This window comes from Pseudomonas sp. NPDC085632 (assembly GCF_044541255.1).
Taxonomy (GTDB): Bacteria; Pseudomonadota; Gammaproteobacteria; order Pseudomonadales; family Pseudomonadaceae; genus Aquipseudomonas.
Genome location: NZ_JBITSX010000003.1, coordinates 205,242 through 227,509 on the forward strand (window position 1 = coordinate 205,242; position 22,268 = coordinate 227,509).

General features: G+C 60.2%; 17 protein-coding genes. 10 read left to right on the plus strand and 7 right to left on the minus strand.

Annotated features, from left to right (window positions below; all coding sequences use genetic code 11):
- Positions 1 to 24: 24 nt before the first annotated feature.
- Positions 25 to 621: a LysE family translocator gene (locus ACIF4X_RS04505; protein WP_397481111.1), complete on the plus strand. Its 597-nt coding sequence runs from the start codon at positions 25 to 27 to the stop codon at positions 619 to 621.
- A gap of 68 nt (positions 622 to 689) precedes the next feature.
- Here the strand turns inward: ACIF4X_RS04505 and ACIF4X_RS04510 are convergent, their stop codons facing one another.
- Together ACIF4X_RS04510 and ACIF4X_RS04515 are read right to left on the minus strand one after the other, a co-directional pair.
- Complete coding sequence (locus ACIF4X_RS04510; protein WP_397481112.1) at positions 690 to 944, minus strand: hypothetical protein; 255 nt, start codon at positions 942 to 944, stop codon at positions 690 to 692.
- Between the two features lie 67 nt (positions 945 to 1,011).
- Positions 1,012 to 1,779 (minus strand): helix-turn-helix domain-containing protein, encoded by a 768-nt coding sequence (locus tag ACIF4X_RS04515; protein ID WP_397481113.1) that lies wholly within the window; start codon positions 1,777 to 1,779, stop codon positions 1,012 to 1,014.
- A 230-nt stretch (positions 1,780 to 2,009) separates the two neighbouring features.
- Here ACIF4X_RS04515 and ACIF4X_RS04520 point away from each other — a divergent pair, with 230 nt between their 5' ends.
- The 7 genes from ACIF4X_RS04520 to ACIF4X_RS04550 all read left to right on the plus strand — a co-directional run bounded on the left by ACIF4X_RS04520 (position 2,010) and on the right by ACIF4X_RS04550 (position 10,460).
- The gene (locus tag ACIF4X_RS04520; protein WP_397481114.1) at positions 2,010 to 3,635 is read left to right on the plus strand and encodes an APC family permease; all 1,626 of its coding nucleotides are present in this window, start codon (positions 2,010 to 2,012) and stop codon (positions 3,633 to 3,635) included.
- 22 nt (positions 3,636 to 3,657) lie between these two features.
- Positions 3,658 to 4,584 carry a 4-hydroxyproline epimerase gene (locus ACIF4X_RS04525; protein WP_397481115.1) on the plus strand — a complete coding sequence of 309 codons (927 nt, stop codon included), beginning with the start codon at positions 3,658 to 3,660 and terminating at the stop codon, positions 4,582 to 4,584.
- A gap of 56 nt (positions 4,585 to 4,640) precedes the next feature.
- Positions 4,641 to 5,588: a dihydrodipicolinate synthase family protein gene (locus ACIF4X_RS04530; protein ID WP_397481116.1), complete on the plus strand. Its 948-nt coding sequence runs from the start codon at positions 4,641 to 4,643 to the stop codon at positions 5,586 to 5,588.
- A gap of 71 nt (positions 5,589 to 5,659) precedes the next feature.
- Positions 5,660 to 7,252 carry an aldehyde dehydrogenase (NADP(+)) gene (locus ACIF4X_RS04535; protein WP_397481117.1) on the plus strand — a complete coding sequence of 531 codons (1,593 nt, stop codon included), beginning with the start codon at positions 5,660 to 5,662 and terminating at the stop codon, positions 7,250 to 7,252.
- Positions 7,242 to 8,504 carry an FAD-dependent oxidoreductase gene (locus ACIF4X_RS04540; RefSeq protein WP_397481118.1) on the plus strand — a complete coding sequence of 421 codons (1,263 nt, stop codon included), beginning with the start codon at positions 7,242 to 7,244 and terminating at the stop codon, positions 8,502 to 8,504. The genes ACIF4X_RS04535 and ACIF4X_RS04540 overlap by 11 nt, the downstream gene beginning before the upstream one ends.
- A gap of 172 nt (positions 8,505 to 8,676) precedes the next feature.
- Positions 8,677 to 9,510 (plus strand): oxidoreductase, encoded by an 834-nt coding sequence (locus ACIF4X_RS04545; protein WP_397481119.1) that lies wholly within the window; start codon positions 8,677 to 8,679, stop codon positions 9,508 to 9,510.
- An 11-nt stretch (positions 9,511 to 9,521) separates the two neighbouring features.
- Positions 9,522 to 10,460, plus strand: a complete 939-nt coding sequence (locus ACIF4X_RS04550) for an AraC family transcriptional regulator N-terminal domain-containing protein (protein ID WP_397481120.1) — start codon at positions 9,522 to 9,524, stop codon at positions 10,458 to 10,460.
- A gap of 84 nt (positions 10,461 to 10,544) precedes the next feature.
- Here ACIF4X_RS04550 and ACIF4X_RS04555 read toward each other — a convergent pair whose 3' ends face one another.
- Positions 10,545 to 11,471: a Gfo/Idh/MocA family protein gene (locus tag ACIF4X_RS04555; RefSeq protein WP_397481121.1), complete on the minus strand. Its 927-nt coding sequence runs from the start codon at positions 11,469 to 11,471 to the stop codon at positions 10,545 to 10,547.
- Between the two features lie 185 nt (positions 11,472 to 11,656).
- Between ACIF4X_RS04555 and ACIF4X_RS04560 the strand changes: the two genes are divergently transcribed.
- Both ACIF4X_RS04560 and ACIF4X_RS04565 read left to right on the plus strand, forming a co-directional pair.
- Entirely contained in the window at positions 11,657 to 12,706 is a 1,050-nt protein-coding gene (locus tag ACIF4X_RS04560; RefSeq protein WP_397481122.1) for an NAD(P)-dependent alcohol dehydrogenase, read from the plus strand.
- Between the two features lie 139 nt (positions 12,707 to 12,845).
- The gene (locus ACIF4X_RS04565) at positions 12,846 to 13,541 is read left to right on the plus strand and encodes a tRNA (adenine(22)-N(1))-methyltransferase (protein WP_397481123.1); all 696 of its coding nucleotides are present in this window, start codon (positions 12,846 to 12,848) and stop codon (positions 13,539 to 13,541) included.
- A gap of 350 nt (positions 13,542 to 13,891) precedes the next feature.
- Here ACIF4X_RS04565 and ACIF4X_RS04570 read toward each other — a convergent pair whose 3' ends face one another.
- The 4 genes from ACIF4X_RS04570 to ACIF4X_RS04585 all read right to left on the minus strand — a co-directional run bounded on the left by ACIF4X_RS04570 (position 13,892) and on the right by ACIF4X_RS04585 (position 22,178).
- A complete protein-coding gene (locus ACIF4X_RS04570) occupies positions 13,892 to 14,155 on the minus strand; it encodes a PAAR domain-containing protein (RefSeq protein WP_397481124.1) in 264 nt (87 codons plus the stop codon).
- A gap of 107 nt (positions 14,156 to 14,262) precedes the next feature.
- Entirely contained in the window at positions 14,263 to 14,595 is a 333-nt protein-coding gene (locus ACIF4X_RS04575) for a hypothetical protein (RefSeq protein WP_397481125.1), read from the minus strand.
- Positions 14,596 to 19,257 carry an RHS repeat-associated core domain-containing protein gene (locus tag ACIF4X_RS04580; protein WP_397481126.1) on the minus strand — a complete coding sequence of 1,554 codons (4,662 nt, stop codon included), beginning with the start codon at positions 19,255 to 19,257 and terminating at the stop codon, positions 14,596 to 14,598.
- Positions 19,254 to 22,178: a type VI secretion system tip protein VgrG gene (locus ACIF4X_RS04585; protein ID WP_397481127.1), complete on the minus strand. Its 2,925-nt coding sequence runs from the start codon at positions 22,176 to 22,178 to the stop codon at positions 19,254 to 19,256. The genes ACIF4X_RS04580 and ACIF4X_RS04585 overlap by 4 nt, the downstream gene beginning before the upstream one ends.
- Positions 22,179 to 22,268: the final 90 nt, after the last annotated feature.

Below are 22,268 nucleotides of genomic sequence, written 5' to 3' on the forward strand. Positions count from 1 at the left end.
TTTGATTTTCAGGAAATCCGGATCATGGCGTCATTACTGCCCTTTCTGCTGTTTGCTTTCGTTGCCTCGATCACCCCAGGGCCGACCAATATTCTGGTGTTGAGCCACAGTTCGCGCCAAGGCTTGCTCGCCACTCTTCCAATCATTTTTGGCGCCTGCGCGGCGGCGGCGTTGATCGTGCTGGTGGTCGGCCTCGGTGCCGGCGAAACCTTGCTGCGCTATCCGCGCGTACAACAAGCCATGGCCTGGGGCGGTGTGATTTGGTTGAGTTGGCTGGCGTGGCAGATTTTTCGCAGTGCGCCGCCGTCGCTCGACCCGACGGATACGCAGGACGAAAGCTTCAGCGTGCTGGGCGCCGCCATGCTGCAACTGGTCAATCCCAAGGTGTGGATGATGGCGGTGGCGGTGGTCAGCGTGTTTGTTGGTGGGGGTGACAAGACCCTGCGGCTGGTGGTGTTGTCGTTGGCATTTCTGCTGGTGTCGTTGCCGTGCATGACTTTCTGGGCGTTGCTGGGTGTGGGCAGTGCGCGGTTGATGGGATCGCCGAAAGCGTTCAAGCGGATGAACGCGACGCTTGCCTTGTTACTGCTGCTCTCGGCATGGCTGAGCGTATTGGCCTGACAACGCTGTCCTTGCAGGAGCAGCCTGCGGCAGCTCCTGCATCGATGTCGCGATATTGTCGTGCAGCATTACTCATCGTTCTGGCTGGTGTCCCAACCGCGATCCCGATAGCTGGTTTTATCGTGCTCTGGAAAATCGGTCGTCCATACTCCCCAATCCATGTATGCGAAGTACTTGGTCATCGCTTCAAAATAGCTGTCGGCGGTGACTTCCCAGACCAGTTTCGACCCCGGAGTAAGAAGCGCTCGCGCCTCATCGCCATGAGGCCCGGACACCACAAACAACTCTAAGCCATCAGGCTCCAGCCACAGTTCATGATTCAACATTCATCCTCGCTTCTCCAGATCAGGCCAACAGTACTCGAAAAACCGTTTGCGCCTCAGTCAGTCTCTATCCCGTCGCCTGCCGATACTCGCGCGGCGTAAACCCGGTCGAGGCCTTGAACTGGCGCGTGAAGGCGCTGTGATCGGTGTAGCCGCATTGCAGCGCCACATCGGTAATCGGCAGGTCGGTGTGCAGCAATCGATGAGCATGTTCGAGCCGCACTTTCTGGATCATCTGCCGAGGCGTCAGGTGGAACACGCGTTTGCAGTAGCGCTCCAGTTGCGCCACGGAAATACCGGCGATTCGGGTCAACTCGCCTAACGTGACCCGACGATTGAAATGGGCGCGAATGTGCTCATCGACAGCCGCCAGCCGTTCGAATGCCGGGTGCGTTTCACTGGCCGATTGCAGGTCCACCGAAATGCCCGCCAGACCAATGATCAGCCCGTCACGGTTGTACAACGGTTGCTTGTGCGTCAGGCACCAGCCCGGTTCGCGGCTGCCGTACAGATGCAGTTCGAGCTGATCCTCCAGCACCAAGCCCTCCTCCAGCACCTTGCGATCCTGTTCGGTGTAGCCCGGTCCGAGTTGCGCCGGGAACACCTGCGCGCTGGTTTTGCCAAGCAACGGACGCAGATCCTTCAAGCCACAGCGCTGCACCAGCGTGCGGTTGGCGAGCACATAGCGGGCCTGCACATCCTTGATAAAAATCGCCGCATTGGGGATCACGTCAAGCATCGGCAACAGCAGCGCGGCGCCGGCCAAGAGTTCCTCAAGGGTCTGTGGACGATGCCCATCAATGCTTTGAGACAGGATCGAGAACGCCTGTTGCATCAAACAATCCCCTCGTTAGTGGATGGACGAAGCGCCCGCCATACGGGCTTCGCCTGCAGATTGCAGCATGGCTCAAGACATGTCGAGGGCCACGTTTATCCAGCGCGACTGTGCTGATTTCGTCATCGATGCCGCCGCAAAACATCAATCGCCACAGCGTCGCCCCGTTCAAAGTCTGGCCGTCCCAGTGACACAACTGCCTATCCAATAACTCACAAGAAGGCGATGCCATGTCAGGCCAAGGCAAGTTCAAAAAACAGCTTTCACTGATCGACCTCACTTTTATCGGGCTCGGGGCGATCTTCGGTTCCGGCTGGTTGTTCGCGGCCAGTCATGTGTCCGCCATCGCCGGGCCGGCGGGGATTTTTTCCTGGCTGCTGGGCGGTTTTGCCGTGTTGCTGCTGGGTATCGTCTATTGCGAACTCGGCGCCGCATTACCCCGTGCCGGCGGCGTGGTGCGTTATCCGGTTTACTCCCACGGGCCACTGCTTGGCTATCTGATGGGCTTCATCACCCTGATTGCGTTTTCCAGTCTGGTGGCGATCGAAGTGGTTGCCTCGCGCCAATACGCGGCAGCATGGTTTCCCGAGCTGACCAAGGCTGGCAGCGGCGACCCGACAATCCTCGGCTGGATGGTGCAGTTCGGTCTGCTTTGCGTATTCTTCCTGCTCAATTATCGCAGCGTGAAGACCTTCGCCAAGGCCAACAATCTGGTCAGTGTGTTCAAGTTCATCGTGCCGTTGCTGGTGATCGGCGTGCTGTTCACCTTCTTCAAACCGGCCAACTTCCACGTGCAAGGTTTCGCCCCGTTCGGCTTGTCCGGTATCGAAATGGCGGTGTCGGCGGGTGGCGTGATTTTCGCTTACCTGGGGCTGACACCGATCATCTCGGTGGCCAGTGAAGTGAAGAATCCGCAGCGCACTATTCCTATCGCTTTGATCCTCTCGGTGCTGCTGTCGACCTTGATTTATGTGCTGCTGCAAATGGCCTTTCTCGGCAGCATTCCGACCGAAATGCTCGCCAATGGCTGGGCCGGCATCAGCAAGGAGTTTTCCCTGCCGTACCGCGACATCGCCCTGGCATTGGGCGTGGGCTGGCTGGCCTATCTGGTGGTCGCCGATGCGGTGATCTCGCCGAGCGGCTGCGGCAACATCTACATGAACGCCACCCCGCGCGTGATCTATGGCTGGGCGCAGACCGGCACGTTCTTCAAGATCTTCACTCACATCGACGAAAAATCCGGCATCCCTCGTCCGGCGCTGTGGCTGACCTTCGCCCTGTCGGTGTTCTGGACCTTGCCGTTCCCGTCGTGGGAAGCGCTGATCAATGTGGTCTCCGCCGCGCTGGTGTTGAGCTACGCCGTGGCCCCCGTGTCCGTCGCAGCGCTGCGCCGCAATGCGCCAGACATGCCTCGACCGTTCCGGGTCAAGTGCATGGGCGTGCTCGGGCCGGTGTCGTTCATCATCGCCGCGCTGATCGTCTACTGGTCGGGCTGGAACACCGTGTCGTGGCTGCTCGGCCTGCAAATCCTGATGTTCGTGGTCTACCTGCTCTGCGGTCGTTTTGTGCCGACCGCTCACCTGAATCTGGCGCGTCAGGTGCGCTCCTCGGCGTGGCTGATCGCCTTCTATGCGGTGACCATCGTGCTGTCGAAACTCGGCACCTTCGGCGGCCTGGGCATTCTCGCTCACCCGTTCGACACCATCGTCGTCGCTGCTTGCGCCACCGGTATTTATTACTGGGGCGCGGCGACCGGTGTGCCGGCGCACCTGCTGCGTCTGGAAGAGGATGACGAAGAAAGCGAAGTCACCGCCCCTGCCTCGACCGTGGCTGCGCGCCCTGCCGGCGCCTACTGAAATCAGCTAAAGGGATCTATTCATGAAAGAACTACACGTCATTGATTCCCACACCGGCGGTGAACCGACGCGCCTGGTGATGAACGGCTTCCCCGATCTACCCGGCAACACCATGGTGGAAAAACGCGATGCGCTTCGCACTCAGCATGATCAATGGCGCCGCGCCTGCCTGCTGGAACCGCGCGGCAACGATGTGCTGGTCGGCGCGTTGTATTGCGAGCCGGTCTCGCCGGACGCCACGTGCGGCGTGATTTTCTTCAACAACGCCGGTTATCTGGGCATGTGCGGCCACGGCACGATTGGCCTGATCAATTCGTTGCAGCACTTGGGAAAAATCCAACCGGGCATCCACAAAATCGACACGCCCGTCGGCACCGTCAGCGCCACGCTACATGACGACGGAACCGTCACCTTGGGCAACGTGCCCGCTTATCGCCACCGCAAACAGGTGCCGGTGGAGGTGCCGGGATTCGGTCAGGTATTGGGCGACATCGCCTATGGCGGCAACTGGTTCTTCCTCGTTTCCGAGCACGGTCAGACACTGACGATGGACCATGTCGAACACCTCACCGCTTACACCTGGGCGATGCTCAAGGCCCTCGAAGACCAAGGCATTTACGGCGAGGACGGTGCCGTCATCGATCACATCGAACTGTTCGCCGATGACGATCAGGCCGACAGCCGCAACTTCGTCATGTGCCCCGGCAAAGCCTACGACCGCTCGCCGTGCGGCACCGGCACCAGCGCCAAGCTCGCCTGCCTCGCCGCCGACGACAAGCTGCAACCCGGCGCGACCTGGGTGCAGGCGAGCATCACTGGCAGCCAGTTCGAAGGCCGCTTCGAATGGCAAGGCGAACGCATTCGCCCGTACATCACTGGCCGCGCCTACATGACCGCCGACAGCACCTTACTGATCGACGAAGCAGACCCGTTCGCGTGGGGCATCTGAGCCACCGCGCGGGCTTTTCACCTCAATTTGAATGATGTGCCAAGGAGTTAAAAACAATGAGCGACAACATCTTCACCGGTTGCATGCCGGCCCTGATGACCCCGTGCACCGCCCAGCGCAAACCGGACTTCGATGCCTTGGTGGCCAAGGGTCGCGAATTGATCGATATCGGCATGAGCGCTGTGGTTTATTGCGGCTCGATGGGGGACTGGCCGCTGTTGACCGAAGCCCAGCGTCAGGAAGGCGTGGCGCGTCTGGTCGCTGCCGGGATTCCAACCATTGTCGGCACCGGCGCGGTGAATTCCCGTGAAGCGGTTGCCCATGCGGCGCACGCGGCGAAAGTCGGCGCGCAGGGTTTGATGGTGATTCCCCGCGTGCTGTCTCGAGGCGCTTCGGTCACGGCGCAAAAGGCCCATTTCGCAGCGATTCTGCAAGCCGCGCCGAACCTGCCGGCAGTGATCTACAACAGCCCTTACTACGGCTTCGCCACCCGTGCCGATCTGTTCTTTGAACTGCGCCGCGAGTACCCGAACCTGATCGGCTTCAAGGAATTCGGCGGTGGCGCCGACCTGCGTTATGCCGCCGAAAATATCACCTCCAAAGACGATGACGTGACCCTGATGGTCGGTGTCGACACGCAAGTGGTGCACGGTTTCGTCAACTGCAACGCCACCGGCGCCATCACCGGTATCGGCAACGCCCTGCCCCGCGAAGTACTGCAACTGGTGGCTTTGAGCAAACAAGCGGCCAAGGGTGATGCCAAGGCCCGTCGTCAGGCGCGGGAGCTGGAGGCGGCGCTGGCGGTGTTGTCGTCGTTCGATGAAGGCTGCGATCTGGTGCTGTATTACAAACACCTGATGGTGCTTAACGGCGACAAGGAATACACCCTGCACTTCAACGAAACCGATGCGTTGAGCGACTCGCAGCGTCGCTATGCCGAGAAGCAGTATTCGCTGTTCCGTCACTGGTACAAGAACTGGTCGGCGGAACAGAACTTCACCTGATCAACTCCCCCTCACCTGCCGCGATGCGTTGTACAACGCGGCAGGCATTTACCTTTTATCAGGAAGACACCATGACTCTGACGGGCCACATGCTGATCGGACAGCACACGGTTGCGGGCAATCGCGCCGCCATTCACGGGATCAATCCGGCTACCGATGAAGCGCTGCAACCGGCGTATGCCGGTGGAGCGGCCGAGCATGTCGAACAGGCCTGTGCTCTGGCATGGGCAGCGTTCGATGATTATCGCGAGACAACCCTGAATGTCCGCGCCGAATTCATTGAAAGCATTGCTGAGGAAATCGAAGCCCTCGGTGATGAACTGATCGACCGGGCTCACGCGGAAACCGGCCTGCCGCGACCTCGACTGCTGGGTGAACGCGGGCGTACTTGTCAGCAATTGAGAATGATCGCCCGCACGGTGCGAGCCGGTGAATGGCTGGACGTGCGCGTCGATAGTGCGCAGCCGCAACGTCAACCGCTGCCGCGTGCGGATCTGCGTCAACGGCAGATTGCGCTCGGGCCGGTCGCGGTGTTTGGCGCGAGCAACTTCCCGCTGGCATTTTCAGTGGCCGGCGGTGACACCGCGTCGGCATTGGCCGCCGGTTGCCCGGTGATCGTCAAGGCGCACAGTGCGCATCCCGGCACCAGCGAACTGGTCGGTCGCGCGGTGGCTCGGGCCATAAAAAGCTGTGATTTGCCGGAGGGCGTGTTCTCGTTGCTGTACGGTTCGGGCCGCGAAGTGGGCATTGCGCTGGTCACTGATCCACGGATCAAAGCGGTGGGCTTCACCGGTTCGCGCGGCGGTGGCCTGGCGCTGATTCAAGCCGCGCAGGCCAGGCCCGAACCGATTCCGGTGTACGCGGAAATGAGTTCAATCAACCCGGTGCTGCTGTTTCCAGCGGCGCTGGACGACCGCGCGCAGGCATTGGCTGAAGGGTTTGTGGCCTCGCTGACGCTGGGCGCGGGCCAGTTCTGTACCAATCCGGGTTTGGTCATTGCCTTGAAAGGACCGGCGCTGGACAGGTTTATTGCCGCCACCAGCGAGATCATTCAACGCAGTCCGGCGCAGACGATGCTGACACCGGGCATCTTCAACGCCTATGAATCTGCCGTGAATGCGCTGGCCGAGAATGCCAGGGCGAACATCGCAGGTGTTGGTCAGAGCGCCAACGGCCCGAACCAATGTCAGACCCGTGTATTCGTGACCGAGACCGCCGACTTTCTGACCGATCACCGCCTGCAAGCCGAAGCCTTCGGTGCAGCTGCGCTGATCGTGCAATGCGAAAGTGAAGCTGAAATCCGCCAGGTGACCGAACATCTGGAGGGCCAGTTGACCGCGACATTGCATCTGGATGACCAGGATCTGCAACAGGCGCGTGCATTGCTGCCGACGCTGGAGCGCAAGGCCGGCCGCTTGCTGGTCAACGGCTGGCCAACCGGGGTCGAGGTGTGTGATGCAATGGTTCACGGCGGGCCGTTCCCGGCCACGTGCGACTCGCGCACAACATCCGTTGGTACCGCGGCGATCCTGCGTTTCCTGCGCCCGGTCTGCTATCAGGACTTCCCGGACAGCTTGTTGCCGACCGCACTGAAGCGAGCCAATCCGCTGCAATTGCGTCGTCTGCTCGATGGCCACAGGGAAGCGCAGTGCCATGACCAATAACGTCTCCCACGACATCGCCGTGGTCGGCGCCGGCATCATCGGCGTCGCCTGCGCACTGCGTTTGGCTCGTCAGGGTTTGCGCGTGGTGGTCATCGATCAGCAGCAACCCGGCCACGGTGCCTCGTTCGGCAACGCCGGGCATCTGGCGACCGAGCAGGTGTTTCCGATTGCCGACGCGTCCATCCTCAAGCGCCTGCCAGCCATGCTGATGGACCCGATGGGGCCGCTGCGGCTGGACTGGAAATACCTGCCGCGCGCCTTGCCGTGGTTTACGCGGTTGTTGCTGAATCTGCGCCCGACGCCTTTTCAGAACACCGTAGCGGGTTTGCGTGCGCTCAATGAAAGCAGTCTGGAAGCCTGGCAGCGCTTGCTCGCCGACATCCGGCGGCCGGACTTGCTGAAGATCGATGGTTCGTTGCTGGTGTTCGAACGCCCCGAATCGCGTCAGGCCATCCAGGCATTACAGGGCCGATTGCACCAGCAGCAAGTGCCGGTCGATTACTGGCAGTCCGGCGTCATACGCGAAACCGCGCCGCAACTCAGCGAACAGATTCAGGGCGGCTTGTTCTTCCCGCGCACCGGGCACTTTATCGATCCGTATCGCGTGGTGTGTGAACTGGTCGAAGCAGCCAAGGCCAGTGGCGTGAGTTTTGTCCAGCAACAGGTTCAGGGCGGCCATGTGCAGGAACACGGTGTTGCACTGACCACCAGCAATGGTGGTCTGACTGCACGACGCGTGTTGATTGCCTGCGGCGCACATTCGGCGAAACTCACCGCCGCCCTCACCGGCAAAAAAGTACCGCTGGACACCGAGCGCGGTTACCACCTGATGCTGCCGCAGGAACACGACCGACTGCCCTTCCCCGTGACCTCGCTGGAGCGCAAGTTCATCATGACGCCGATGTCCGAAGGGTTGCGCCTGGCCGGCACCGTCGAGTTCGCCGGACTGGAAAAACCACCGAGCATGGAGCGCGCGTGGCAGTTGCATCGGTTGAGTCAGGGTTTGTTTCGCAAGGATTTGAATGCTGAAGCGGCGACGCCGTGGATGGGTTTTCGACCGTCGTTGCCGGATTCGCTGCCAGTGATTGATCAGGTTTGTGAGGGCAAGGTGTTGCTTGCGTTTGGGCATCAGCATCTGGGGCTGACGCAGGCGGCGGTGACGGCGGAGATGGTGGTGCGGCTGGCTGGCGCAGATGCAATCCCGGCAACGGCTTTGCCAAGTGGCGCGCCCTATCGGCTGGAGCGTTTCTGACGGCCACAGAGCAGCAACATCGACGGTGAGCATGCTCAGCGGCGCTGCCACCGTTTTTTCTGAAAATCTCTAGCGCCTGATAGGAATAGGCAATCTTCCAAGATAATCCGGCATAGGTCACCGGTTGGGTGATGGCTACCATGACACCACACTCGAGTCATTGGAGACTGTCATGAAACCAAGCAAAACCTTGTTCATCACCGGCGTCAGCAGCGGTTTCGGCCATGCGCTGGCCAAGGAAGCTATCGCTACAGGCCACCGCGTCATCGGCACCGTACGCAGTGAAGCCGATCAGCAAAGCTTCCAGGCGCTGTCCCCGGATAAGGCTTACGGGGTCATTCTGGACGTCACTGATTTCGAGCGGATCGACAGCGTCGTTGCGCAGGTTGAAGCCACTCACGGCCCTGTCGATGTGCTGGTCAACAACGCCGGTTATGGTCACGAAGGCGTCTTCGAAGAATCATCGCTGCAAGACATGCGTCGTCAGTTCGACGTCAATGTGTTCGGTGCGGTGGCAGTGACTAAAGCGTTCCTGCCCTTCTTCCGCCAGCGCCGTGCGGGGCACATCCTCAATATCACCTCCATGGGCGGCACCATCACCATGCCGGGCATCGCCTATTACTGCGGCAGCAAATTTGCGCTCGAAGGGATCTCCGATACCCTGAGCAAGGAACTGCGACCTTTCAATATCTTCGTCACCGCCGTCGCACCGGGTTCGTTCCGCACGGACTGGGCGGGTCGTTCGATGCAGCGTACCGCCCGCAGCATTGCCGACTACGACGCCGGTTTCGATCCGATCCGCATAGCCCGCGAAGAAAAAAGCGGCAAGCAACTCGGCGACCCGCAAAAGGCTGCCCAGGCGATGCTGCAGATCATCGCCAGCCCGACACCACCGGCGCATTTACTATTGGGCAGTGATGCCTTGCGTCTGGTCCGTGACAAACTGCAGAGTGCGGCCAGTGAGATTGATCAATGGGAAGCGCTGAGCCGGTCCACCGACCATTGAGAGAGGATGTGATGACGCAGGTCGACGCAAGCACGGCGCGCATGGTGCAGCTCATCAAAGCCCTCACACCCGCCGAGGGCTACAACCTCAGCGCCCTCGACGGCGTGCGTTTCCTGCGTTCGAATCGCCCGCTGACACGCACCCCGGTGCTGTATGACCCCGGTATCGTGATTCTCTGCCAGGGCCGCAAACGCGGCTATCTGGGTGAGGACACCTACGTCTATGACGCTCAGCATTATCTGGTGGTCTCGGTGCCGATCCCCTTCACCATGGAGACCGACGCCACCGAGGCCGAGCCGATGCTGGCGATCTACATGCACCTCGACTTTCAGCTCGCCAGCGAGTTGATGCTGCAAGTGGATGATGTGCATGGCCCAAGCGATGCTCCGCCCCGAGGCATGTACGCCTCGCCCATGGATGATTCGCTACGCGCAACGACCCTGCGTTTTCTGCAGGCCATGAGCGTTGCCGGCGAAGCGCAAATCCTCGGGCCGTCCCTGCTGCGGGAAATCTATTACCGCATCCTGACTGGTGAGCAAGGTGGCTCCATGCGCGCCGCGCTCAACCGGCAGGGACATTTCGGCAAAGTGACTCGCGCGATCCGCAAGATCCATAGCTGTTATCAGCAGCGACTCGATGTCGAGCAACTGGCCCATGAAGCGAGCATGAGCGTGCCGAGCTTCCACCTGCATTTTCGCAACGTGACCGACACCTCACCCATGCAGTATTTGAAGTCGACGCGGTTGCATCAGGCGCGCCTGTTGATGTTGCGCCAGGCCATGAGTGCTTCGGCAGCCGCCTTCAGCGTTGGCTACGAAAGTGCTTCGCAATTCAGTCGTGAGTTCAAACGCTTCTTCGGCAGGACACCACAGGCAGAGATTGAATGGATGAAGGCGACGTATGCGCTGCCATTGCCGACCACGCCTTCGGAGTATGTTTCATCGCATTAACGGACAAGCCAAAAACGAAAAAGCCTGCTTTCAGGGCAGGCTTTTTTCGTTTCGCTTCGTGTAGCAGTGAGCGGTGGAGGTGCACTAATCGTAAAACGCCTCAACCAACACCCGACTGCCGACAAAGAAACTGTCCGCCACCAACCGCAACGGCTGCACATCCAGATCGCTGGCCTTGTCGCCAATCAACTGCTGAAAATGCCGATACACCGCCGCGTACTCGCCCTCTTCCGAAACGGCCTGGCGCACACCATCAATGCTCAACAACGCGCCGCCGTTATCCAGGCGCAACACGCCTTCAGCGCAGCGAACCTCAATACTCCACAGCTCATCGTGCCCATGGTCAAAATCAAACTCCGCGCGCACATCGAGGCGGCGGGCGTCAGACATCCGGATCGACGCGGCAATCGGCGACTGGCAATTGTTTGGCACGCGCAGTTCGGCCGATTCGACAAACAGCGGTAGCTTCAGCAAATGGGTGACGATCGACAACGCATTGATTCCCGGATCGAACACGCCGAGGCCGCCGGGCTGCCAGATCCAGGTCTGGCCGGGGTGCCATTTGCGTGCGTCTTCTTTCCAGTCGATCTGCACGCTTTGCAGCGTGCGCGAGGCGAGCCAGTCGCGGGCGGCCTCAATACCGGGCGCGTAGCGTGAATGCCAGGCGAACAACGCGCTGACGCCTTGCTCTGCCGCCTGTTCGACCAAGGCCAGCGCTTCGCCCAATGTGGCACACGGCGGCTTCTCCACCAGCACGTGTTTGCCGGCGGCCAACGCTTGCTGCACCAGCGCAAACCGACCTTGCGGCGGTGTGCAGAAGGCAATCGCATCCACCGGTGGACCGTTCTCCAGCAATTCACTCAAGGACTGGAAATTCTCCACACCCGCGCAGGGCTTGCCTTGAGTGGCGACGGACACCAACTGGAAAGCGGGATTGGCGTTGATCGCCGGGACGTGTTGATCCTGGGCAATCTTGCCGTAGCCCACCAGACCGAGACGGATTGGTTGCATCAATGACTCCGCTTTTGTTTTGTTTTAGTCAGAGCGGGAGATTACCTGCAAACGCCCCGAGCGTCTGTCCGCGCAATGTCACAACAACGCACAGGATCAGGCAAGGATCGCACAGGAATGCACTACTGCCCGGTGCGGCAGAACAGCAAGAATGTCACCACGACGAACCGATTGAGGATGTTCCCATGCTTGTACAAGCCTACGGCGCCCACGCTGGCGACAAACCCCTTGAGCCGATGCAGATCAACCGCCGCGCGCCGGCCGCCCATGATGTGCAGATCGACATCGCGTTCTGTGGCATCTGCCATTCCGATCTGCACCAGGTGCGCGCCGAGTGGGCCGGCACGCAATTCCCTTGCGTACCGGGACATGAGATCGTCGGCCGCGTTTCAGCCGTCGGCACCCATGTTTCGGACTACAAGATCGGTGATCTGGTCGGCGTCGGTTGCATTGTCGACAGCTGCAAACATTGCGATGACTGCGAAGCCGGGCTGGAGAATTACTGCGACGGCATGATCGGCACCTACAACTTCCCGACCCCGGATGCACCGGGCTGGACGCTGGGCGGCTATTCGCAAAACATCGTCGTGCATGAACGCTACGTGCTGCGCATCCGTCATCCCGAAGCACAACTGGCCGCCGTCGCGCCGCTGCTGTGTGCCGGCATCACCACCTATTCGCCACTGCGCCACTGGAACGCCGGGCCCGGCAAGAAAGTCGGCGTGGTCGGCATCGGTGGCCTCGGCCACATGGGCATCAAACTGGCCCACGCCTTGGGCGCTCACGTGGTTGCGTTCACCACCTCTGAATCCAAACGCGAAGCGGCAAAGGCGCTGGGCGCCGATGAAGTGGTGGTGTCGCGCAATGCCGAAGAAATGGCTGCACACGCCAAGAGTTTCGACTTGATCCTCAATACCGTCGCCGCGCCGCACGATCTCGACGCATTTCTGGTGCTGCTCAAGCGTGATGGTGCGTTGACGCTGGTCGGTGCACCGGCCACATCGCATCCGTCGCCGAACGTGTTCAACCTGATCATGAAGCGCCGCACGATTGCCGGCTCTATGATCGGTGGCATTGCCGAAACTCAGGAAATGCTCGACTTCTGCGCCGAGCACGGCATCGTCTCCGACATCGAACTGATCCGCGCCGACCAGATCAACGACGCCTACGAGCGCATGCTCAAGGGCGACGTGAAATATCGTTTCGTGATCGACAACGCGACGTTGGCGGGCTGAGCGTAAACGCCCATTGACTGCTCAGCGCAGTCAATGGGCTATTGAATTCTGTCGCCGGGATTTGACAGGCCCGGCGTTGCTCGCCAGAGTCGCACCCCTTTGCCTGCCATCGCAGGATTGTGCTGAACAGGGGTTGCCGTTGAACGAACATTCATTGTCCATGCGCCTTGAGCGCGTGGCTGCCCACGTGCCGGTCGGTGCCCGGCTGGCCGATATCGGCTCGGACCACGGCTATCTGCCGGTGGCGCTGATGCGTCGTGGCTTGATCACTGCGGCGGTGGCTGGCGAGGTTGCGGCGACGCCGTTCCACGCGGCTGAACGCACCGTGCGCGAGAATGATCTGCAACAGCACATCAGCGTGCGCCTGGCCAATGGTCTGGCGGCGATCAAAGCCGACGACGGCATCACCGCCATCACGATCTGCGGCATGGGCGGTGAGACCATCCGCGACATCCTCGACAGCGGCAAAGACCGTTTGAACGACAAGGAACGCCTGATCCTGCAACCCAACGGTGGCGAACAGCCCTTGCGCCAGTGGCTCATGGACAACGGCTACCGCATCCTCACCGAAGAGCTGCTGCGGGAAAACCGCTTCGACTACGAAATCATCGTGGCCGAGCGCGCAGCCCTCGTGACCTACACCGATCAAGAACTGTACTTCGGCCCGCTACAGATGCAGGCACGCAGTCCTGAGTTTCTGGCGAAGTGGCAACGCATACTGCGCGAAAAGCAAAAGACCTTGGGTCAGTTCGCCCGGGCGCAGCAGGCTTTGCCCGAGGCGAAGGTACGAGAGGTCACGCGCCAGGCTGAATGGATCACGCAGTTGCTGGCTTGAGAAACCGTGGCCGGCATGTGCGCATGCGCCAATTCCGCGGGCAGGCTCGCTTCCAGATTCTGGTATTGAACTTACGTCAACACTTCGCCCTTTCGTCCCTAGGCTTTGCTTTTGTCGCCGTCACACTTGAACGGGAGTCCAAGTGTGACGGTGACGTGATGCTGCCCTCCCTTGAATTACAGTTGAGGATAACGTTGTAAATCTCTGGGGGAGAGAGTTCTGAGTTCGCTTGAAAACCCTGACGTCATTGCCTTCCTCCGCAGCCGCTACCGCCCGCTACATTCAAATTACATGTCTTCACTAAGGTCAAACGCCACGCCGCCGGCTCTCCGTCAGCGGCATTACGGCGCTCAGCTGACGACCGCGCCTTTCGGGCCACTGGCAATCAGCGCAGCGCCACAGGCGGTTTTCATGCCATCAAGCGCGATCGGCGTGCCATCGACGGTGTAGGTGCTGCTGCCCTCGGCAATCGGGAATATCCCTTTGCACAACGGGCAACTGACTTTGTGACCGACCCCGGCAATGGGCTTGCCGTTGAGGTCAGTCTGGGAGAAGGCTTCGAGGACCTTGCCACCGTGAGTGGTGGCGTCGCCCAAGCGGATAGCGTCTTTCATGTTGTCACTCCTTTGACAGATACTGCTTGCCCGCACGCCTTTTAACGTCGTGCGGACGGCGTGAAAACCGGGAGACTCACGCCCCCCTCAGTGAGCAGATTTGCCTGTTACCCCGCCGCCCGGATGAGACCCAAGGCTTTTTCCAGGGGCCTCATGTCAGGCGGGTTCTTCTGTCCGGCCTTGGAGCCCAGCCAGCGCTGCACAGGGTTCTTGGGTCCGCAGGCGAGCCGCTTGCCTTCCCCGGTTATTTCACTGGCCATAATCCTCCGCTTTACCAGCGTTCCACTTGCGTCAGTGACGCGACAAGTGAGAAGACCGTGCTCTTGCAGAAAAACGAAGAGCGCGGTGAATCCGACTTCAACGCTCGCGCTGAACTCTGGCTCGTCCACATAAGCTTCGAGGATCTGATCGATATCCCAAACTGCGTAATCTTCGCTCACTCAATCCCTCCTTTCGACTTTGGAAATCCCGGTAACGGGGACCAGCTCACCCGTTGAGCGAACCCTGATGAAGGTTCCGCCTTTTGCCCGTACGCGCGCCTCTTTTGCCATCTGATCACGTTTATCGGCATTATGACTCGTCACTTCATAGGTATGCGCCTGACCGCCCTCAATGACCGCCGTGTCGATCCTGCGCCGTTCTTCGGTGTCGGGATCTCTTACAGAATTGCCTTTGGCATCACGCAGGTAGCATTCGCATTGAATGATCGCCGTTGGATGCTTGACGCGCATTTCCTCGTTGAAGGCCTGATGCCGACGGTCCCCGTCCACGGCGTTTTTAATTCGCTGCAGGCCCCAAGGATCAACCCAGCCAACCGGGTTCGGGGCATAGACATAGAGGTTCAGACCGCCCAGATAGCCAATCGGGTCCTTGCTGATAAACCGGCCAGTCTGCGGATCATAGTAGCGGTAGCGATTGTAATGCAGGCCCGTCTCGTGGTCATGGTATTGACCCTGGAAGCGCAGCGGATTAGTCAGTCCATGCTGACGTGCCCAATCGGAGCGCCACTCCTGAATCTCTCCCCAGACCTTGTACTGCGCGCTCCAGACAATCTCGCCGTTAGCGTTGGTGATTTCCTGAGGCGTCCCCAGGTGATCACATTGATACCACGCAAGAACTTCAATCTCTGGCGCCTGCGGCGAAAAGCTCCACAGCGGATCCTCGTCCAGACTGTATGGCCCCTCGTAATCCGGCTGATCCGCCAGCCTGATCGTTTGATGTCTTAGCGCCTGAGCCACCGGCACAAAGCTGCCAGGCTCATAGATGTAATGCACGGTGCGCCCGGCGGTGCCATCCAACTGAGCCGGGGTGCTTTCCCACGCCAGATTGTCGCCATCCCAACCATATAGCGTGAAGTTGCATCCCAAGGCCCGCTGGCGACGAGCCTGTTCATCGCGGTTCCATTGCGAACCCGCTTCGGGGCGCTGTTTGACGTGAGCACTGGCGTTTTTGTAAAGGCGCCGACCGAGGGCGTCATAAGCATATTTCACACTCAGCAAAGCGTCGTCGTAACGCACCAGACGATCAAGGACGTCCCATGTCAGTTGGCTCTGGCTGCCGTTTTGCCAGCGCTCCACGAGGTTGCCACGTTCGTCATACCGGTATTGCGTGTCGGCGTATTGATACAGCCGGTCATCGAGTTGCTGGCTGTGAGCCGAATCGAGCTCCAGTGGCCGACGGATTTTGTTTATCTGCTCATCGAGCAGGTTGCCTGCCGGATCGAACGTAAATGTCTCCACCCCCAGTCGGCTGGCAGCAGTAACGATGCGCCCCACAGGATCATAGTGGTACGCCAACGGGCCACGGCGATTGTCGTTGATATGGGTCAGTTGCCCAGCGGCGTCGTAGAGGTATTCACGCTTGATCAGCGTGTTTTTATCATCGCGGCGACCCAACATCTGTTCATGAAGGTGCCCCGCAGGGTTCCAGCTCTGGGTCTGCAGCAGATTGTTGCCTTGATGCCGGGCAATCTCGCGGTGCAGGTCATCACGCTCGTAACCGACCAGGTCGTGCTCATCCAGGCGTAACCCCAATACGTGGCCACTGCCATAGGTGAGCCAACTGACCCGATGGCCATCAGGCCGGACCGTGGCGGTTCGCTGGTTCAGTGCATCATATTCGTGCTGCCAGACGGCGATCTGCGGTGTTTCCAGGCTGAGATAGTGCTGATGTTCGCGCACCAGGTTGCCTGCGGCATCATGGAACCATTGCAATCGACTTTGCGCATTACCCGCCAGGATCAGGTGACCGTTGCCGTCATAATCAAAGGTTTCACTCAGCACCTGTTCGCCAAGACTGGCGCGGCGCTCGACCACCCGCCCCATCGGATCGAAACGGAATTCGATGCTGCGATTGCCATCGACCGTGCGAGCCATTCGCCCGGTCTCGGCATCGTATTGATAACGCGTTACACGCCCGTCAAATCCGCTTTCTTCCAACACCCGCCCTATCGGGTCGTAATGAATGTGTGCACGGCGCTCGTTTTCGTTTTCAAGCGTGGTCAGACGCCCCAACAGGTCCCAGCGGTAGCGCAGCGTCTGTTCGGCCGCATCAATACGCTCAGCCAGCAGGCCCGCAGCGTTGTAGCTCCAGTTCGTACAGCGGCCCAGACCGTCGATATGTGCCAGCAATCGCCCTTCGGCGTCGCTCTCGAAATGCTCCTCGGTATTGTCCGGATGCTTGATCAGCACCCGTTGACCTAGCCGGTATTCATATTCGGTGCTTTGCCCCGCCGGATCGGTGAAACAAATCATCTGTCCGCGGTCGTCGTATTCCCAGGTACTCGTCTTGCCGGAGCAATCGACGTGTTTGATCAACTGTCCGGCGTCGTTGTATTCAAGTGTCTTTTCGTTGCCAAGTGCGTCCTTGATCGCGGTGGGCAGGCCGGCTGTGTTGTAGGCGTACTCAGTCTTGTTGCCCAGCGGATCAATGAGCTCGATCAGATTGCCGCGGTCGTCGTAACCTCGCAGCCACAGGCCGCCTTCGGCATCACAGACCTTGATCAGTTGATCCTGATCGTCATAGGCGAAATGTACGACCGTGTCATCGGCCTGAATGTGTTCAAGCAGATTGCCGCGCTCGTCATAGCGGTAACGGTCTGTGGTGCCATCGCTGTGAATGTGCCGCACGACGTTTTTCGCTTCATCGCGGAACAACCATTCCGATCGTTCATCGGCATGACGGATGCGGTAGGTGTAGCCAAGGATGTCGTAGTAGTGCCACGTCTCATTGCCATGAGCATCCGTGACGTAAGTCAGGCGAATGTTTTCGTCCCACTCCAGACGCGTATCGAAACTGCCGTCATCGGCCCATTCGCGCACTGCTTTGGCCTTGGCATCCGAGCCCTGCCACTGCAGGTTCATGCCGCGCCCGGTGCGATCGGTATACCGGGTCATCAGGTGATGCTGATATTGGTACGACCGGGCGGCGCCATTCTCGTCCTGTGATTGAATCAGGTCGCCGTACGCGTCGTATTGATAGGCACAGAGCTGCCGTTGCACCTGGCCGTTCCTGATCTCCCAAAGACCGCTCAGCCGCCCGCGTTCATCGATCATCGTGCCCACGTGCAAATGGACGTTGGCGAGATCGTCCTGATAAGTGATCAGGTCTGAGAGTACGGGGTTATCGTTGTGACGGTGCTCATAGTGCAGCATGATCCCGGCACCGTTGCGCAGTTCCACCTTGATCAGCACAAAACGCCGGCCATGGCGCAGATAGGTTTCCTTGCGCTCGACACCACGGTGCAGCAGCAAGGTGTCCTCGGTGGCGCGAATCAGGGTCAGGTTCTCGATGGCATCGTAGTGGAACTGTTCAAGGCGCGGCAGCGGGTACGCATGGCTGCGACCGTCCAGATCATGGAACATCAGCCCCTCATCGACACAGTCCAGATAACGGGTGAACTCGCTGATCCAGCGAGCCCCCAGGTTGCCTTGGTCATAGGCATCGAGACTTGAGCAGTAGGTGCGCGTCCACTCGATGGGGAACGGCCCGGGCAGGTAGAAGTCTGCGTGTTCAAGAATCTCCGAGCCCATCGCAAACGTGATGGTGTGTTTCGTACCGACCGGGACACGGTTTTTCGGGCATCCCGGAACGCCCTCAGCTCCGGCCTGATGACTGGTTTTCTCAAGGCGCCCGTCAGCTGCCTGACGTCGCGCTTGCGTGGTCTTGTCCGGCTTTATCCCGGCACTTTGCCCGGCGCCCTTGCGCTTGCGAAAGCTGGTCACCGCGCCGGCGAGCATCGAAACCAGCCAGCCAATGGAATGCTGAGTTGCAGGGTCCGCCAGTTTGTTCAACTGGCGACGCAATTCCGGGCCAAGGGGACGCAGCATCTTCGTATTGGTGAGCACCAGTTCCCTGGCTTTCTCGGGGATCAGATTTTTCGCTGCGCTATTCGCCACACCTTTGCCAGCGGCCTTGTATGCGCTGAAGGCGGCACCGAACATATTTCCGATGGCGGCCTTGGGGTCATGCAACAGCTGGCCGCCAGCGGCGCTTATTTTTGCACTCGCGGCGTTCAGATCGCCCTTGGCATCGAGCTTGCCGTTGACCGCAGTCTCCAGGCCCTTGGCGATCTCGGTGACGGCGCCCTCGCCAATTTCTCCAGCCTTGTCGAGTATCCCCGCCAGTTTGGGTTGTGCCTTCTGCACGAAATCATCAATGGTCCCGACAATCGTGGAGTTCAAATGACCCAGCAGCACTTCAATCAATGAGTCACCGAGCAGCATCTTGGCACTGTTGCGCAGTTCCTGACGAACCAGAAACAAGGTCGGGCGCAAACTCATCCGCGCCGCTGCCATATTGGGCGGCGCGGGTACCACGCCGATCAGGTTGATGCCCAGACTGACCCAGTCGAGCATCTCGCGCTGCTTGCTCTTGACCAGGGTCACAATGTCGCCCAAGGCATCAACCAGCGCCATGATGTTGCCGACAACCGGCAAGGCACCGGCCACGTTCTTGATTCGGTCAAGCGTAACGATACCGCCGCTGACCGACTGCAACCATGCATCGAATTTCGCGGCGCCGCGCCCGACATCCTTGGCGTCAACGGTATTGAGCGGGACGACGGCGACCTGGGGCTCGCGGGGTTTGCTCGTCTCGGTCATGACATCACCTCACCGGGCAACAGGCTGGAAAAAGGAGCCGGACCGGGTGCCCCCAGCGGAGTCTTCGGCAGCGATACCGTTGGCAGGCTCGGCAACTTACCCGCCCTGCTCGCCGCCCCCAGAATCCCCGAAGCACTCGGCATGGCCGCACTCGCCAGCTTCGGCAACCCGGCCACCCCGCCCTGCACAACACCTTTCACTTGCTGTGCTGTTTGCATTGCACCTTGCGCGGTCTGCACCGCACTCATCCCTGTCTGCGCCATGTCCTTGCCCTTCTCCAACATCTCCCAACTCTTGCTCGGCAACACCTGCGCGACCATCGCCTGCACCTGACTCGGCACGTCTTCGGCCCCCGGTGGATTCAACGGCCACTCCGGCTTACCGATGTAACTGCCATCGCTCCAGGTGTCCGCCGGATCCTTGCCGAACAGCACACGTGCCGGCCCCGGTGCGGCGCCGGCAACGCTGGCAAAACCTTTGCCATCGAGCTTGCCCTTGATGCTTTTGCCCAACGCATCGATGACTTCGTAATCGCCTTCCTTGATGCCCTGTCGCCCGGCGTATTGGTTGAACAATTCCAGGTTGCCCTTGCCCGGTTTCGGCGGTTCCGGGAATACCCCGGCCAAAGATTTCGCGCCGGTGTAGGCGAAGTTCGCCGCGTGCGCGGTGTACGGGCCGCTGGTGGCATGGGTGATGCCGCCGGCGTTGTAGGTCGTGGCACTGCCGCCGCCCTGGATCACCAGTTCGGTCTTGGCGGTGATGGTGATGCGGTCGGCGTTGGCGGTGATGTTGAGTTTGGCCAGCAGGTTGATGCTGTCCTTCAGCGCACGCACATCGATGTCGCCGGACGCCGCGACCAGCCGCCAGCCCATGCTCTGCACGAACAGGCGCATGCCGCGACTGGCGCTGGCCAGCAGGCGTTTGCCGATCGACAGGCTGGTGTGGCCGGTGCTGCTCAGCGCCAGGTGTTCGCCGGTGGCGATGTGGCTGGATCGCGGCGTGGTCAGGGCGATGCCGGCGGGACTGGCGAGGACCAGATGCGGCTCGGTGAATTCCGGGAATTCGTTGGCGGTGAGGTTCGCCGGACCCGAGCCGAGAACGCCTTGATGCTGGGCGTGCAGCGCTTTGGCCACGTCGTCCTGATCGCCGGCCTCTTGGGCCTGAAGCTCTTTGGCCTGCACGGCAAAACCGTCCTGCTGATCGCTGGCCGTGGCGAGGCGTTCAGCGGTTTCCGGCAAATCCTTGTGGTGCTTGGATTCGTTCGGGCGCGGTTCGGTGGTTATGAGCAGGCCGGCGGCCGCACGCACCGCACCGTGGCGGTCGGTTCTTAACTCAAACCCTTCACCGCGCGGCTGCCCACCGCTCGGGCGCGGATGAGTCAGATAACCAAGGTTAATCGCACTCGCACCATGATCACTGCGCAGCGCGATGCTGATCTCGCTGGTGGTGTCGTCGATGCGCAGTTCGTTGGAGCGGCTGCCCTTGTATTCCTTGCTCTTGACCGTGGCTAGGGTCTTGAAATCCGGCAGCTTGTACGGCGGCAGGTTCGCGCCGTGGTACAGGCAACCGGTGATCAGCGGCTGATCGGGATCGCCCTCAAGGAAGGTGATCAACACCTCCATGCCAACACGCGGAATGTTGATCGAACCAAAGGTCTCGGCCGCCCAGCTCGACGCGACACGCATCCAGCAACTGGTCATGTCGTCGTGCTTGCCTTCGCGGTCCCAGAAAAACTGCACCTTCACCCGGCCGTACTGGTCGCAGTAAATCTCTTCGCCTTCAGGGCCGCAGACCACCGCGCTCTGTGTGCCGAGGACTTTCGGTTTCGGGTGATCAAGCGGCGGACGGTACGGCACGTCCCACGGGATCGCACTGAAGCGGTTGCGATAGCCCTGGTGGAAATCGTCCTTGAGGTCGGTGGTGTCGCTGGTCACCGACTCTTCCAGCACTTGCGGCTGTTTGCCTTCGTGGAAGATTTCGGTGAGCAGCCACAAGTCATTCCAAGTCGGGTTGGCGTGGTCGGTCAGGGCGAGAAAATGACCGGTGACGAGGATCGGCTGATCGCTGTTGCCCTCGGCCAGACGGTAGTCGCTGCGATGGCGTTCCAGCGCGCGATTGGCCAGGTGTTTACCACGCTCGCGATCAACGAAACGGCCCGGGTAATCGTAGTCTTCAAGGTCTGGCTGAGCCGAACTCTTGGCGTCGCTTTCCAGTTCGATCTTCGGTTTGACGAAGTCGTAATCGCGGCGCGTGGTGCGGCTGGTGCGCGTGGCCAGGCGCAGGCCGAAACGCTTGACCACCGGTTTGTCGGCGACCAGCCCGGAATCCTGCTGATAGGCCACTGGCGCGAGTTTCGGGAACACCGTCTGGTCATCGCCGAAGGTCAGTTTGTGCCCGCTCGACGTGTGCTGGAAGTGGTAGTGAATGCCCTCCTCCTCACACAGGCGCTGAATGAAATCCAGGTCCGACTCGTCGTACTGCACGCAGTAAATACGCTCGGGGTAAATCGCGCTGAGCTGGAAGTGATAATCGCTGGCGAGGATGCCGTGTTCTTCCAACACCTTGCTGATGATCTGCTGCACGGTCATCTGCTGGAAGATGCGCTGATTGACCCGGTGCGCGAGGTACGCCAGTTGCGGGCGCAAGGAGATTTTGTAACGGGTCAGGCGCTTGCCCGCCTCGCCCTGGACGATGCTGTAGACCAGCCCGTGAATCCCGCTGCCGCTCGGCGACAGCTGAAGAAACGCCAGTTTGTGCAGCACGCTTTCGAGGTTGATCGAAGCCTTTTCGCTGACCAGTTCCAGCTCGAATTCGAACGGCGTGTTGAGGGCCTCACGACCGGTGAACGACAGCACCTGGAAGTCGCTGTCGATGCCATCGACGGTCAGATTGAAATGAGGCTGGTTGGCCGGTGAGAACATTCCTTGTCCCTCGTGCAGATGTGCAACGCGCATCAGATTGAAAGAATCCGATGCGAAAAATCCTGGATCAAGCAGTGAACTCGACCAGCA